This window comes from Ralstonia mojiangensis (assembly GCF_023955645.1).
GTDB lineage: Bacteria > Pseudomonadota > Gammaproteobacteria > Burkholderiales > Burkholderiaceae > Ralstonia > Ralstonia mojiangensis.
The window spans coordinates 48,076-62,326 of sequence record NZ_JAMXHU010000004.1 but is presented as its reverse complement, the minus strand read 5'-3'; the positions used below and the strand labels follow the sequence as shown (position 1 = coordinate 62,326).

At 64.1% G+C, this 14,251-nt stretch carries 12 protein-coding genes; 4 read left to right on the top strand and 8 right to left on the bottom strand.

The window, feature by feature from the left end; translation table 11 throughout:
- Positions 1-358: 358 nt before the first annotated feature.
- On the bottom strand, positions 359-2,680 hold the full coding sequence (metE, locus tag NG898_RS16905) for a 5-methyltetrahydropteroyltriglutamate--homocysteine S-methyltransferase (RefSeq protein WP_252693527.1): 2,322 nt from the start codon (positions 2,678-2,680) through the stop codon (positions 359-361).
- Positions 2,681-2,804: 124 nt separating this feature from the next.
- Here metE and NG898_RS16900 point away from each other — a divergent pair, with 124 nt between their 5' ends.
- Entirely contained in the window at positions 2,805-3,722 is a 918-nt protein-coding gene (locus tag NG898_RS16900) for a LysR family transcriptional regulator (protein ID WP_027680114.1), read from the top strand.
- Here NG898_RS16900 and NG898_RS16895 read toward each other — a convergent pair whose 3' ends face one another.
- The gene (locus NG898_RS16895) at positions 3,723-4,643 is read right to left on the bottom strand and encodes a LysR family transcriptional regulator (protein WP_252693526.1); all 921 of its coding nucleotides are present in this window, start codon (positions 4,641-4,643) and stop codon (positions 3,723-3,725) included.
- Between the two features lie 113 nt (positions 4,644-4,756).
- Here NG898_RS16895 and NG898_RS16890 point away from each other — a divergent pair, with 113 nt between their 5' ends.
- Both NG898_RS16890 and NG898_RS16885 read left to right on the top strand, forming a co-directional pair.
- The gene (locus tag NG898_RS16890; RefSeq protein WP_252693525.1) at positions 4,757-5,914 is read left to right on the top strand and encodes an acyl-CoA dehydrogenase family protein; all 1,158 of its coding nucleotides are present in this window, start codon (positions 4,757-4,759) and stop codon (positions 5,912-5,914) included.
- 104 nt (positions 5,915-6,018) lie between these two features.
- Positions 6,019-6,657 (top strand): FMN-binding negative transcriptional regulator, encoded by a 639-nt coding sequence (locus NG898_RS16885; RefSeq protein ID WP_252693524.1) that lies wholly within the window; start codon positions 6,019-6,021, stop codon positions 6,655-6,657.
- 39 nt (positions 6,658-6,696) lie between these two features.
- On the opposite strand, the gene fahA is transcribed toward NG898_RS16885, so the two are convergent.
- The 3 genes from fahA to NG898_RS16870 all read right to left on the bottom strand — a co-directional run bounded on the left by fahA (position 6,697) and on the right by NG898_RS16870 (position 11,086).
- Positions 6,697-7,968 (bottom strand): fumarylacetoacetase, encoded by a 1,272-nt coding sequence (fahA, locus tag NG898_RS16880; RefSeq protein WP_252693523.1) that lies wholly within the window; start codon positions 7,966-7,968, stop codon positions 6,697-6,699.
- Between the two features lie 307 nt (positions 7,969-8,275).
- Complete coding sequence (hmgA, locus tag NG898_RS16875) at positions 8,276-9,622, bottom strand: homogentisate 1,2-dioxygenase (protein ID WP_252693522.1); 1,347 nt, start codon at positions 9,620-9,622, stop codon at positions 8,276-8,278.
- A 63-nt stretch (positions 9,623-9,685) separates the two neighbouring features.
- On the bottom strand, positions 9,686-11,086 hold the full coding sequence (locus NG898_RS16870) for an MFS transporter (RefSeq protein ID WP_252693521.1): 1,401 nt from the start codon (positions 11,084-11,086) through the stop codon (positions 9,686-9,688).
- 133 nt (positions 11,087-11,219) lie between these two features.
- Here NG898_RS16870 and NG898_RS16865 point away from each other — a divergent pair, with 133 nt between their 5' ends.
- Positions 11,220-12,137, top strand: a complete 918-nt coding sequence (locus tag NG898_RS16865; RefSeq protein WP_252693520.1) for a LysR family transcriptional regulator — start codon at positions 11,220-11,222, stop codon at positions 12,135-12,137.
- A 3-nt stretch (positions 12,138-12,140) separates the two neighbouring features.
- Here NG898_RS16865 and NG898_RS16860 read toward each other — a convergent pair whose 3' ends face one another.
- Genes NG898_RS16860 through NG898_RS16850 form a run of 3 tightly spaced genes read right to left on the bottom strand, consistent with a single transcriptional unit; the run spans position 12,141 to position 14,244 of the window.
- Positions 12,141-12,989: an ureidoglycolate lyase gene (locus NG898_RS16860; protein WP_252693519.1), complete on the bottom strand. Its 849-nt coding sequence runs from the start codon at positions 12,987-12,989 to the stop codon at positions 12,141-12,143.
- A 38-nt stretch (positions 12,990-13,027) separates the two neighbouring features.
- The gene (locus NG898_RS16855; RefSeq protein ID WP_252693518.1) at positions 13,028-13,789 is read right to left on the bottom strand and encodes an SDR family oxidoreductase; all 762 of its coding nucleotides are present in this window, start codon (positions 13,787-13,789) and stop codon (positions 13,028-13,030) included.
- On the bottom strand, positions 13,786-14,244 hold the full coding sequence (locus NG898_RS16850; protein ID WP_252693517.1) for a nuclear transport factor 2 family protein: 459 nt from the start codon (positions 14,242-14,244) through the stop codon (positions 13,786-13,788). The genes NG898_RS16855 and NG898_RS16850 overlap by 4 nt, the downstream gene beginning before the upstream one ends.
- Positions 14,245-14,251 lie beyond the last annotated feature (7 nt).

The window sequence follows — 14,251 nt, the reverse complement described above, 5'->3', positions numbered from 1 at the left end:
GGGCTACGCCCCGTGCTGCTGCTCGTCTGCTCCGGCATCTGCCGGGCATCGGCCACGCGGTTTGTGGGCGCGGACGAACCGAGCCAAGTGCGAACAAGGGAGACCGGGCTTTTCATGGGATCGTCCCATCGATATTAGAAAACACGAATCACTGGATTCAATATTGTTTTCTGCACGTGTCAGCCGCGTACCGAGTTGCGAAATGGTGAGCGCGTGTGCGAAGCGACGCCGCCTTGTTGGTTGACAATTGCTCCGCTGCGACAGCGCTGTGGCACCTGGTGCACGTTGTGGCAAGAGATGACGAAAAAAAACGCCAGCTGGATGGCTCCAGCCGGCGTCTTTTGGGGCCGCGCAACAATCAGGCCGATGCGGTTTCCGCGTGAACATGCTGGCTGCCAGCATGTGCCGCGTTTGCGTGTTTGGCACGCAAGCGGCGCGTGGCTTCCACCATGCCTTGCAATGCCGCTTCCACTTCCGGCCAGCCGCGCGTTTTCAGGCCGCAGTCGGGGTTCACCCACAGGCGTTGCACCGGCACGACTTGAGCCGCCTTGTCGAGCAGCGCTTCCATCTCTTCTACACGCGGCACGCGCGGCGAATGGATGTCGTACACGCCCGGGCCGATCTCGTTCGGATACGCAAACTCGCCAAACGCGTCGAGCAGTTCCATGTTCGAGCGCGACGTCTCGATGGTGATCACGTCGGCATCCATCGACGCAATAGCCTGCAGGATGTCGTTGAACTCCGAATAGCACATGTGCGTGTGGATCTGCGTGTCGTTGCGCACGCCGGAGGCCGACACGCGGAACGCACGCGCCGCCCATTCGAGGTAGCCCGGCACGTCAGATGCGCGCAACGGCAGGCCTTCGCGGAAAGCCGGCTCGTCGATCTGGATGGCGGCAATGCCGGCCGCTTCCAGATCGCACACTTCGTCACGCAGGGCCAACGCGATCTGCAGCGCGGTCTGCTCGCGCGGCTGGTCGTCGCGCACGAAAGACCATTGCAGCATCGTCACGGGGCCGGTCAGCATGCCCTTCATCGGCTTGGCGGTCAGGCTCTGCGCGTACTTGGACCATTCGACCGTCATGGCTTCGGGGCGATACACGTCGCCGTAGATGACCGGCGGCTTCACGCAGCGCGAGCCATAGCTCTGCACCCAGCCGTTGGCGGTGAAGGCGTAGCCCCACAGCAACTCGCCGAAGTATTCGACCATGTCGTTGCGCTCGGCTTCTCCGTGCACGAGCATGTCGAGGCCCAGGGCTTCCTGGCGGCGCACGACATCGGAGATCTCAGCCCGCATGCGTTGCAGGTAATCCAGTGCGGGCAGTTCGCCGCGCTTGTGCTGTGCGCGTGCCTGGCGAATCTCCGCCGTCTGCGGGAACGAGCCGATGGTGGTGGTCGGCAGCAGCGGCAGGTTCAGGCGAGCTTGCTGTGCTTCAGCGCGGGCAGCGTAGGGCGCGGCGCGGTCGGCATCTTCTGCGCGGATCGCGGCCACGCGCTTCTTGACGCCTGCGTTGTGCACGCGGCGCGATTCGGTACGCGAGGCGATGGCGGCGCGGTTGTCATCGAGCGCCTTCTGCACGGCAGCGGGGCCTTCGACCAGCGCGAGCTTGAGGATCGCCAGTTCGTCCAGCTTCTGGCGCGCGAAGGCCAGCCAGCCCTTGAGTTCGTCGTCGAGCTTGGTTTCGGCAGACAGATCCACCGGCACATGCAGCAGCGAGCAGCTCGGCGCCACCCACAGGCGATCGCCAAAGGCCTCGGCCAGCGGCGCCACGCTTTCCAGCACGCGTGCCAGATTCGAACGCCAGATGTTGCGGCCATCCACCACACCAATGGAGAGGACCTTGTCGGCAGGCCACGGCGCGAAGGCGCCAAGCTGTTCCGGTGCACGCACCAGATCCAGATGCACGCCATCGACCGGCAAGGCTTTGATCAGTGCTGCGTGGTGGGATGCGGCTTCAAAGTAGGTCGCAAGCAGCAGCTTCGGGCCCTTGGCGGCGGCCAGCGCCTGGTAAGCGGGGCCGAATGCATCTACCCAGGCTTGCGGCAGATCCAGCACCAGCGCAGGTTCGTCAATCTGCACCCATTCCACATTCAGCGCGGCCAGGCGTTTGAGCACGGCCGTGTAGGCCTGCAGGATTTGCGGCAGCAGCGCGAGCTTGTCGGTCAGGCCGTTGCGGGCCTTGGCCAGATGCAGGAACGTGACCGGCCCGATCAGTGCGACCTTCACACGGTGCCCGGCGGCCTGCGCTTCGCGCACTTCGTCGAACAGCCATTGGGTGCCGGGACCAAAGTGCAGGTCCGGCGTGAGTTCGGGCACGAGGTAGTGGTAATTCGTGTCGAACCACTTCGTCATTTCCATGGCCGCGTGGTCGGCATTGCCGCGCGCGAGCACGAACGATTGCGCCAGCGTCAGCTGTGCGGCGTCAAAGCCATAGCGCGTGGGAATGGCGCCGAGGAGCGCGGCCGTCTGCAGCACCTGGTCGTACCAGGCGAAATCGCCCACGGTCACAAAATCGAGGCCAGCATCGCGCTGTGCCGTCCAGTGGCGCTCGCGCAAAGCGCGGCCGGTGGCGCGCAGGTCATCTTCGGACGAGGCGCCTTTCCAGAACGATTCGAGGGCGAACTTCAGCTCGCGTTGTGCGCCGATGCGCGGGTAGCCGAGGGTATGGATGGTCGTCATGGTGTTCGCAGGAGAGGCGATTCGTTTTTCAGTCCAGCGATGATCGGCGACCCTCCATCATGAATCAAATGATATTATTTTCGCTAAAGTTGAATCATATTCATATATTGGAAGCCGCACCAACATGCTTGAAATCCGCCACCTACGTACGCTGATCGCCCTGGCCGATGGCGGCTCCGTCTCGCGCGCCGCCGAGCGGCTGCACCTGACGCAATCGGCGCTGTCGCATCAGTTGCGCGCGCTGGAGTCGCATTACGGGCTGGCCGTCGTGCGTCGCAAGGGCCAGACGGTGGAGTTGACCGAAGCGGGCGAGCGCATGCTTGAACTCGCGCAAAAGGTCGTTGCCGACATCCAGACCGCCGAGCGCGATCTTGAACGCATCAAGGGCCGCGCGGCCGGCACGCTGCGCATCGCGCTTGAATGCCACACCTGCTTTGACTGGCTGATGCCTGTGATGGACGCTTTCCGCCAGCGCTGGCCCGAAGTCGAGATGGATCTTGTGTCGGGCTTCCATACCGATCCGCTCGCGCTGCTCAAGGACGGCCGTGCCGACGTCATCATCGGCTCCGATGCCAAGATGCGACGCGGCGTGGTGTTTGCGCCGCTGTTCCGCTTCGAGATCCTCGCCGTGCTGCCCGTTGACCACGCGCTACGCAACAAGAAGTGGCTGGAAGCAAAGGACTTTACGGACCAGACGCTCATCACGTACCCCGTGCCCGAAGAGCGCATCGATCTGATCCGGCAGGTCCTGACGCCAGCCGGAATCGCATTCAACCGCCGAACGGCGGAGCTGACCATTGCTGTGCTGCAACTCGTTGCCAGCCGCCGCGGGCTGGCCGCGCTGCCGAGCTGGGGCATCAAGAATTACGTCGATTACGAATACGTGGTCGCCAAGCGTGTCGGCAAGGAAGGCCTGTGGAGCGATCTCTACGCGGCCATGACGCGGGACTACGCACAGGCGCCGTTTGCGCAGGACTTTATCGAGACGGCCAAGTCGATCTGCTTTGCGCAGTTGCCGGGGCTGATGCCGCTGGAGGCGTAATCAGGCGCGTTCCTTCTGGGGCAGGCGTGGCAGCTTGCCTTGCAGCCCCTCCTTGAGGAAGTCCAGCAAATGCCGAGTGGCCAGCGTCCGGTATCGGCTGGGCATCGCCAGCATGTAAAGGCGGCTGCCAAATACGCTAAACCGGTACCCAGGCAGCACGCGTTTGACGTGCCCTTCGCGCAGATCATCAGCAGCGGCGTAATAGGGCAGGATCCCCAGGCCATTGCCAGAGCGCACGGCGGCTTGCAGGAACAGATAGTTGTCGGACGAGACGCCGGGGTCGAGCGTCACGAGCGTTCGCTCATCGCCCAGTTGCGCCGATAGTCGCAGCGGTTGCCCGACCGCAGGCGCGCTGACGATGGTGTGTTCGCCCAGCGCGTCGAGGGTTTTTGGCATGCCATGCGCGGCCAAGTAATCCGGCGCCGCGCACAGCACCCAGTCAACCTCATCGAGCAGCGTGGCGACGAGCGATTCTGGCGGGTTCGAGACGATGCGCAGCGCCACATCCACATCTTCGCCAATCAGGTCGGACACGCGGTTGTCGAACCGCACATCGAGACGGATGTCCGGATACGCCCGCTTGAACGCCACCAGCAGCGGCGACACCAGCAGGTGCCCCAGCCCCGTCGGCACCGACAGGCGCACGCTGCCTTGCAGCGACTTGCCCAGCGAAGAGACGAGCGCATCGGCAGCGGCCATTTCGCGCAGGATGCTGCGGCCATGTTCATAAATGCCGGCGCCCACCTCGGTGGGTTCTACGCGGCGCGTGGTCCGACGGAGCAGTTGCACGCCCAGCGCGCGCTCGAACGCCTTTAGCCGGTGGCTTACGTTGGAACGCGTGGTCTGCAGGCGGCGCGCCGCCGCCGACAGGTTGCCCGCATCGACGATTTCCACGAACAGCTTGAGCGCGTTGAGATCCATGGCGGCCAGCGAGATTGGTGAATAGGAATCGACATTCTGTTGATGCTGGCCCGGATTGTCAAAACGTCCCAACTCGGTAACATCAGCCGGAACATCCCACAGGAACCAGCGACATGGCGCTCGACGACGAATCCTTCGGCCTGCTGCAGCAATCGGTGCAGCGTTTCATCCAGGAACGGCTTGTGCCGGCGGAAAACATTCTCGAGGAAGAGGATGACGTGCCCGCCGACATCGTTGCCGACATGAAGGAGATGGGTCTCTTCGGCCTGTCGATTCCCGAAGAGCACGGCGGGATTGGCCTGGCGATGGCGCAAGAGTGCGAGGTGGCGTACGACCTTGGGCACACGGCGCTGGCTTTCCGCTCGGTGTTTGGCACCAACGTCGGCATCGGCTCGCAGGGCATCCTGATGGACGGCACCGATGCGCAAAAGGCCAACTACCTGCCGCGCATTGCCAGCGGCGAGCTGATCATCTCGTTTGCACTCACGGAACCGAACGCGGGGTCGGATGCTGCATCGCTGCAGACGCGCGCCACGCTGGACGGCGATCACTACGTCATCAACGGGACCAAGCGTTTCATCACCAACGCGCCACGCGCCGGGGCGTTCACGCTGATGGCGCGCACGGGCGACGAAGGCGCGGGCGGCATCTCAGCCTTTATCGTGCCGGCCGACACGCCAGGCATCACGCTCGGCAAGCCCGACAAGAAGATGGGACAGCGTGGCACCAAGACCTGCGATGTGATGCTCGATAACGTGCGCGTGCCAGCGGCCAACATCATTGGCGGCGTGGCGGGGCAGGGCTTCAAGACGGCGATGAAGGTGCTGGACCGCGGCCGCCTGCACATCTCGGCGCTGGCATGCGGCATGGCGCACCGGCTGCTGACCGACGCGGTGGCCTATGCCAAGGAGCGCAAGCAGTTCGGCCAGCCCATCGCAGACTTCCAGTTGATCCAGGCCATGCTGGCCGACAGCCAGGCGGAGCTGTACGCCGGCATGTCGATGGTGCGCGACTGCGCGCGCCGGTACGACGCCAAGCCCGTCGGCAAACAGGACCACGAAGTCAGCATGCTGGCCTCGTGCACCAAGATGTTCTGCACGGAGATGGTCGGCCGAGTAGCGGACCGTGCTGTGCAGATTCACGGTGGCGCGGGCTACATTGCCGAATACAAGGCCGAGCGTTTCTATCGCGATGTGCGCCTGCTGCGTCTGTACGAGGGCACCACGCAGATCCAGCAGCTCATCATCGCCAAGAACCTGCTGCGCGACTAGGCTGGCCCTAACAATCTGCTCGAATCTGGCTCTATTTTGGAGCCACGTTCTGGTTCAGAATGGGCGCATTCCTGTTCGATTGCACGGTTGCTGCCGGAGTTGCCATGTACGTTCCCGCCCACTTTGAAGAATCGCGCCCTGACGCGCTGCACGACCTGATCGCGCAGAACCCGTTCGGGACGCTTGTCACGCATGGCGAGCATGGGCTGGACGCAAACCACATTCCGTTTTTGCTGCTGCCGGAAGAGGGCAAGCTTGGTGCGCTGCATGCCCACGTGGCACGCGCCAATCCGGTCTGGAAAGACGTGGCGAATGGCGACGAGGTGCTGGTCATCTTCCGAGCGGGCGATGCGTATATCTCGCCAACGTGGTATCCGAGCAAGCACGAAGCCCACCGGCAGGTGCCGACATGGAACTACCGCGTCGTGCATGCGCATGGTCGTATCACCGTGCGTGACGACGAGCGTTTTGTGCGCGGCGTGGTGGCACGCCTGACGCGCACACATGAGGCATCGCAACCCACGCCGTGGAAGATGTCCGACGCCCCGGCCGACTACATCGATGACTTGCTGAAGATGATCGTGGGCATCGAGATCGAGATCACGCGCCTTGAGGGCAAGCTCAAGCTCGGCCAGAACCGGGAAGCGCGCGATGCACGCGGCGCGGGCGAGGCGCTCAAGGCAAACGGTGCGCATGTCGTTGGCGACGCGATGCTCGCTGCGCTGGCGGCAAAGACCGAATGATGGGAGCGGCGGACTGTTAATCCGTCGCTCCGCACTGCCTTACTTCACATTGCGTGCCGGCAGAATCTCGCCGCGCACTTCCCCAAAGCCCACGCGATAGCCATCGCCCTGGCACCAGCCGGTCATGGTGACTTCGTCGCCGTCTTCCAGGAAGGCGCGCGTGGTGCCGTTGCCGAGGTCCAGCGGCTGCTTGCCGTTGACGGTCAGCTCCAGCAGGCTGCCGTAGGAATCCGGTGTCGTGCCGCTGATGGTGCCGGAACCCATCAGATCACCCACACGCACGTTGCAGCCGGATACGGTGTGGTGCGCGAGCTGCTGCGCCATCGTCCAGTACATCGCGCGGAAGTTTGTGCGGGCGATGGTGGTGCGCTCGCCGCCGTGGGGCCGCAGCGCAGTTTCGAGGGCGATGTCGTAAGCGTTAGGGCGGCTCTGGCGCAGGTATTCCAGCGGCTCGGGCGATTGCGCCGGGTTGGCCACGCGGAACGGCTCGAGCGCGTCCATCGTCACGATCCACGGCGAGATCGATGTGCCAAAGCCCTTCGAGTTGAACGGGCCGAGCGGCACGTATTCCCATTGCTGGATGTCGCGCGCGCTCCAGTCGTTGAGAAGCACGACGCCGAACATATGGTCCGGCGCTGCGTCCACGGAAACCGGCTCACCCAGCGCACTGGGCTTGCCGACCACAAAGGCCATCTCCAATTCGTAGTCCAGCTTGCGGCAGGCAGTGAAGATCGGGCGCGGCTGATCGGGCAGCTTGATCTGGCCCATCGGGCGGTGCAGCGGTGTGCCGCTCACCACGACGGAGCTTGCGCGCCCGTTGTAGCCGATCGGGATTTCCAGCCAGTTGGGCAGCAGTGCGTTCTCGGGATCGCGGAACATGCGGCCGACGTTGGTGGCGTGTTCGCGAGACGAATAGAAATCGGTATAGCCCGGGATGTCGATGGGCAGGTGCATCACGGCATGCGCCTGCGGCACCAGCGCGCGGGCGTGCAGCGTGGCGTTGTCACGCACATGGGTGTCGGCCACGCTGAACAGCGTTTGCAGCTTCTTGCGCGTTTCCGCCCAGACGGGCTTGCCGAGGGCGATGAAGGTGTTGAGCTTGCCGGTGCGGAACGTACCGCGTGTTGCTGCAGGCAGCAGCCCGGCGTCATCCAGCACGCCGAGATCGATGACCTGATCGCCCAGCGCAACGCCGGCGCGTGGCGACGGGTTTTCCTTGGTGGAGAAGATGCCGAAGGGCAGGTTTTCCAGGGGGAAGTGGGTGTCGGGGGTGTTGGCGGATTCCAGCCAGCTTAGTTGTCGGGTGGTCATGATGGGGGCGATGGTTTTGTTTGTTGAGTCGGTTGTCTCTTGACGTTGCTGGTGCATCCCTTGTTTCACCCCCTGCCGGGGGCGACTCACTTTCTTTGTCTTGCCAAAGAAAGTAAGCAAAGAAAGGCGCGCCCGAGATGGCGACTTCCCCTTGAATTTATGTCGCAGGGAGGGGAAGGAGCCAAACTCGCTACGCTCAGACAGGGCTCCTTCCTTTTTCCTCCCTGCAACAGAAATTCAAGGCGCCATCTAGGGCAGGGTACGGCCACACCTTCTGGATGCTCGCGTTGGCGCCAAGGCGAAGTTCTTAGGGCTTGGCCGGGTCGAAATGTTTCTTCAGGCCCTGCCAGCATTCGAAGTACTTGGCTTGCAGTTGTGCAGATTCCGCCGCGAAGCGCGTTGGGCGAATGACCGCCGGCGTCTCGAACATGAAGGCCATCGTTGCGTCGACCTTGTGCGGCTTGGTGGTGTCGCCGTTGCTGGCTTTCTCGAACGTGTCGGCATCGGGGCCGTGGCCGCTCATGCAGTTGTGCAGGCTGGCGCCGCCGGGCACGAAGCCTTCGGCCTTGGCGTCGTAGACGCCCTGGATCAGGCCCATGAATTCGCTTGCAACGTTGCGGTGGAACCAGGGCGGGCGGAACGTGTTTTCGGCGGCCAGCCAGCGCGGCGGGAAGATCACGAAATCGATCGTGTCTACGCCCGGCGTGTCGGAGGGGCTCTGCAGCACCAGGAAGATCGACGGGTCCGGATGGTCGTAGCTGATCGAGCCGATGGTGTTGAACAGGCGCAGGTCGTACTTGTACGGCGCGAGGTTGCCGTGCCAGGCAACGACGTCCAGCGGCGAGTGGCCGATCTTCGCGGTCCACAGGCTGCCTTGGAATTTTGCGACGAGTTCGAAGTCGCCTTCGCGGTCTTCATACCAGGCGTGCGGTGTGAGGAAGTCGCGCGGGTTGGCCAGGCCGTTCGAGCCGATCACGCCCAGGTCGGGCAGCCGGAACATCGCGCCGAAGTTCTCGCAGATGTAGCCGCGCGCGTCACCGTCGGGCAATTCGACACGGAAGCGCACGCCGCGCGGGATGACCGCAATCTCCAGCGGCTCCACATCGACCACGCCCATCTCCGTCAACAGGCGCAGGCTACCTTGCTGCGGGACGATCAGCAGCTCGCCGTCGGCGTTGTAGAAGAAGCGGTCGGTCATCGATGCGTTGGTGGCGTACAGGTGGATGCCGCAGCCGGTTTGCGCGTCCGGTCCGCCGTTGCCGGCGAAGGTGACGATGCCGTCGATGAAATCGGTCCCGGCCGCCGGTGCGGGCAGCGGGTCCCAGCGCAACTGGTTGGGCGAGGGCGGTACCTCGTTGAAGTTGCTGTGGAAGCCGCTTTGCGCCATGGCTTCGAACGGCAGGTGCACGGCACCCGGGCGAATGCGATACAGCCACGAGCGGCGGTTGTGCGCACGCGGAGCGGTGAATGCCGTGCCAGAGATCTGTTCCGCATACAGGCCATACGGCGCCTTCTGCGGCGAGTTCTGGCCGTGGGGCAGCGCGCCGGGCAGCGCTTCGGTGGCGAACTCGTTGCCGAAGCCACTTTGGTAAGCGGGCCGGTCCAGCGACGCGGGGGTGAATGCGTTCTTGGCCGTCGGGGCGAGCATGTTCATGGTGAAGTCCTTGGAGAAAAAATCAGGAGCGTCTTCAGGGAAAGCGTAGTCGTTAGAAAGCTATCAGGCGGGCTTGCTGGTTGCGCGACCTGAAGCAAGGCGTGCGGCGTCCGCGCCACTGGCGGCCAGCGTAAGCACCAGCACCATGCCGAACGACACCAGCGCTGGCACCGCCGCGGCCGAGAACAACGCCGGGCTGCTCCATTGCATGGCAATCAGTTGCCCGCCGATCACCGGGCCGATGACGGAGCCGATGCGGCCCACGCCAAGGCTCCAGCCAATGCCGGTCGCGCGCAGCGTGGTGGGGTAATACGTGGCGGCCAGCGCATTCACCGCAGGCTGCCCGCCGACGATGCAGAAGCCGGCCACGAACACCACTGCCACCAGCATGGGCAGCGCTGCCGCCACATGGCCGATCAGCCCGACGGTGACGCAGGCGATCAGGAAGCACACGGCCAGCACGCGCACAAAGCCCAGGCGATCGATCAGCCGGCCCAGCGTGAGCGTGCCGATCACGCCGCCCACCTGCAGCGCGGTGGCGACCAGCACAGCGGTATCCGTCGGGTAACCGGCATCGCGAATCAGCGTCGGCAGCCAGTTCGACAGGAAGTACAGGTCGATCAGGTTCATGAAGTTGATGACCCACAGCACGAGCGTGACCTTGGCGCGGCCTTCCGTGAAGAGCGCCGAGACCGGCATGCCCCGCGCCGGCGCCTCGGGCACCACGAATTGCGTTTGTGCGTTCACCTGCAGTTGCGGGGCGAGCTTGCCCAGCCAGTGAGCCAGGCGTTGATGGCGCGTTTGCGAATCACCCTTGAGTACGAGGTATTGCAAGGATTCCGGCAGCCACAGCACCATCATCACGCCAATGGCGAGGGGTACGAGGCCGCCCACCAGAAACACCGACTGCCAGCCGAAGCGTGAAAGCAGCGCTGCGCTCACAAAGCCGCCCAGTGCCGCGCCGACGGTAAAGCCGCACGACACCAGCATCATCCAGGTCACTCGAGTGCGTGCGGGGCTGAACTCGCCGGCCAGCGCCATCGCGTTGGGCATGATGCAACCCAGCCCCAGGCCTGTGATGAAACGCAAGACGAGTAGAGCCTCCACCGTTGCCACCTGCGTGGTGGCCAGCATGCAGGCCGCAAAGAAGAACGTGGCGACGATCAGCACCGGCCGCCGCCCGAAGCGGTCGCCCAGCACGCCAAACACCAGCGAGCCGACCAGCATGCCGAACAGCCCCGCGCCGAATACCGGCCCGAGGCTCGCCTTGGTGATACCCCAATCCTTGATGATGGCCGGCGCCACATAACCCATGGCCTGCACGTCAAAGCCGTCGATGATCAGGCACAGCCCGCAGATGGCGAGCAACAGGATCTGGAAGCCGCCAACCTTGCCCTGGTCGATCAGGCGGGCGAGGTCGATGGGCGTGGATGGCGCTTCATGAGCGGCGGGGGCAGGGCGCATGGTGGTCTCCGGTGGCGGCGTTGCCGCTCTGTTCTGGATTTTTGGTATGCGCGTATTGTCCGGATTGGATGAAAATTTGGAATATCAATGCGAGAATGCATGCTATTGATTTTATGAATGTTGAGACACCGCCATGCTGAACCTGCGGGATGTCGATCTAAACCTGCTGGTCCTGTTTCAGGAAATCCTGCGCGAAAAGCGCATTTCCGTCGTGGCCGAGCGGCTTGGCTTGTCGCAGCCGGCAGTGAGCAACGCGCTCTCGCGCCTGCGCCAGACCTTCGACGACGAACTCTTCGTGCGCACGCCGCGCGGCATGATGCCGACCGCACTTGCCGAGCAACTGGCAGAACCGGTTGCCACGGCGCTCGACACGCTGCAACGCGCCTTCGGCCAGCGCACGCACTTTGAAGCCGCCACTTCCACGCGCACCTTCACTGTTGCCATGAGCGACGTCGGCGAGGTGTATTTCATGCCGGTGCTGGCGCAGTTGTGCGCCGAGCAGGCGCCCGGCGTGCGCATCGACACCATGCGGGCCGGCGGCTTCGATATGAAGGCGGGGATGGAGGCAGGCGCCGTCGATTTGGCCATCGGCGCGTTCGATGATCTTTCCGGCGAGAGCATCTTCCAGCGCCGCCTGTTCCAGCAGGATTACGTGACGATGTTCCGGCGCGGCCATGCGCTGTCGGAGGGCAAGCTCACGCTTGAGCGCTTTCGCGCTGCGTCGCACCTCGTGGTGGCGAGTTCGGCCAGCCCTTACAACGCCATCGGGCCGCTGCTGGACAAGGCGGGGATCACGCAATCGGCGCGTTTTTCCGTGCCGCACTTCGTGGCGGTACCGTATATCGTCAGCACGACCGATCTGGTGGTGACGGTGCCGCGCAAGCTGGCCGAGCGCGCGGCGCCGCCGTTTGGGCTGGAGTTCGTTGCACCGCCGCTCAAGCTGCCGGCGTTGCAGACCAATGTGTTCTGGCACCGGCGCTTCCATCAGGACGCCGGCAACCAGTGGCTGCGCAACGTGGTCGCGCAGCGCTTTGCAGAGCTGGAGAGCTAGGCCTCAGTCTGCCGAGACCGTGCGCTGCAATTGTTCGCCCAGGCCGGCAATGCCCAATCGCACGGTCTGCCCCGGCTTGAGATAGACCGGGCTGGGTTTGATGCCCAGCCCCACGCCCGGTGGCGTGCCCGTCGAGATGACATCGCCCGGCTGCAGGCTCATGCAGCGGCTCAGATACGCCACGAGTTGCGCCACGCCAAACACCATCGTCCGTGTATTGCCGTTCTGGTAGCGGTGGCCGTCCACTTCCAGCCAGAGGTCCAGCGCCTGCGGGTCGGGCACCTCGTCACGGGTGACCAGCCATGGGCCAAGCGGGCCGAACGTGTCGAAGCCCTTGCCCTTGTCCCACTGGCCGCCGCGCTCGATTTGCCATTCGCGCTCGGAAACGTCGTTGACGATGCAATAGCCCGCCACGTAGTCGAGCGCGTTGGCTTCGTCGACGTACTTGGCGGCTTTGCCGATCACCACGCCCAGTTCAACCTCCCAGTCGGTCTTGACGGAGCCGCGCGGGATTTCGATGTCGTCGTTCGGGCCGCAGATGGCGCTGGTCCATTTGTTGAAGACGACCGGCTCGGCAGGCACCGGCAGGCCGGATTCCGCAGCGTGGTCGGCGTAGTTCAGCCCGATGCAGACAAACTTGCCGACGCGTCCGACGCACGGGCCTATGCGGGGTTGCCCGCTGACGGCCGGCAGCGTGGTGGGGTCCACCTCGCGCAGCTTGGCAAGGAATGCGTCCGACAGCACGTTGCCAGCAATGTCGTCGACGATGCCCGACAGATCGCGGAGGGTGCCGGTTGCATCGAGCAGGCCCGGTTTCTCTTGGCCGTTAGGGCCGAAGCGCAGCAGTTTCATGAAAGGCTCAAATCGGTTGGGGGAAGGGCATCAAGGTATCAATTTGACCAGCCGCCGTCGATCAGGTGGACTTGCCCGGTCGTAAAGGCGGCTTCGTCGGAAGCCAGATAGGCGGCCAGCGCGGCAATTTCTTCCGGTTGTCCGAGGCGCCCCATCGGCTGACGTGCGACAAACGCAGCTTCGACTTCCGCGCGTGGTTTGCCCTGCACGCGAGCTTGTTCGTCGATGCGCTGCGCGAGCGATGGCGACATCACCGTGCCGGGGCAGATCGCATTGCAGCGGATACCACGCGACACAAAGTCTGCCGCCACGGATTTGGTCAATCCGATCACCGCGGCCTTCGATGCGCCATACACAAAGCGGTTCGGAACGCCCTTGATGCTCGACGCGGCGGACGACATGTTGATGACACTGCCGCCACCGCGTTCCAGCATGCCCGGCAGAAACGCGCGGATGGTGCGGTACATCGACTTGACGTTCAGGTCGAACGAGAAATCCCACGCATCCTCATCGCACTCCAGCACCGAGCCGGCGTGCACGAAGCCTGCGCAGTTGAATAGGATGTCGATGCCGCCAAGCTCGGCAGCGAGCGCATTGACCTGCTGGGAATCGCGCACGTCGAGTCGGCGGACGTCGAACGGCACATCGTTCAACGCATCGATGCGCAGGTCGGAGGCGATCACGCGGGCGCCTTCGCGGGCGAAGCGCTCTGCGCAGGCACGGCCGATGCCTTGCGCAGCGGCTGTCACAAGCGCGGTCTTGCCCGCCAGGCGGCGCCCTGGGAAAGCGGCGCCGCTCATTCTTTTGGCAGCAGATAGGCTTGGCGCGCAAACAGGCGCCAGCCGTCCGGATGCTTCTTCCATACCTGCAGCACGCCGATATGCGCGGTGCTGGTCTTGCCGTCGGGCAGGTTGTTGACGGAGTCGAACACGTGGCGCACCCACGCGTTGTCGCCGTTGATCTGCACGGTCTGGTTGGTCAGCGCAATCGACTTGAATGAATTCGTGCCGTCCAGCGCCTTGAGAAAGGCTGCGTGGTCTTCCAGCTTGCCCGACGAGTGGCCGTAGGTCAGATCGTTCTCGATCAGCTTGGTGAGCGTGGCGCCGTCGCTGGCAACCATGGCGACGCGCATGTGTTCCACGGCCTGCGCAACCGTATCGGCATCGGTGGCGGCATGGGCGAGGGCGCCGCCGGCCGCAAGGGCGACGGTCATGGCAACGCTCGCAATGCGGCGGACAAACGTGTGCAACGGCATGGGCAAT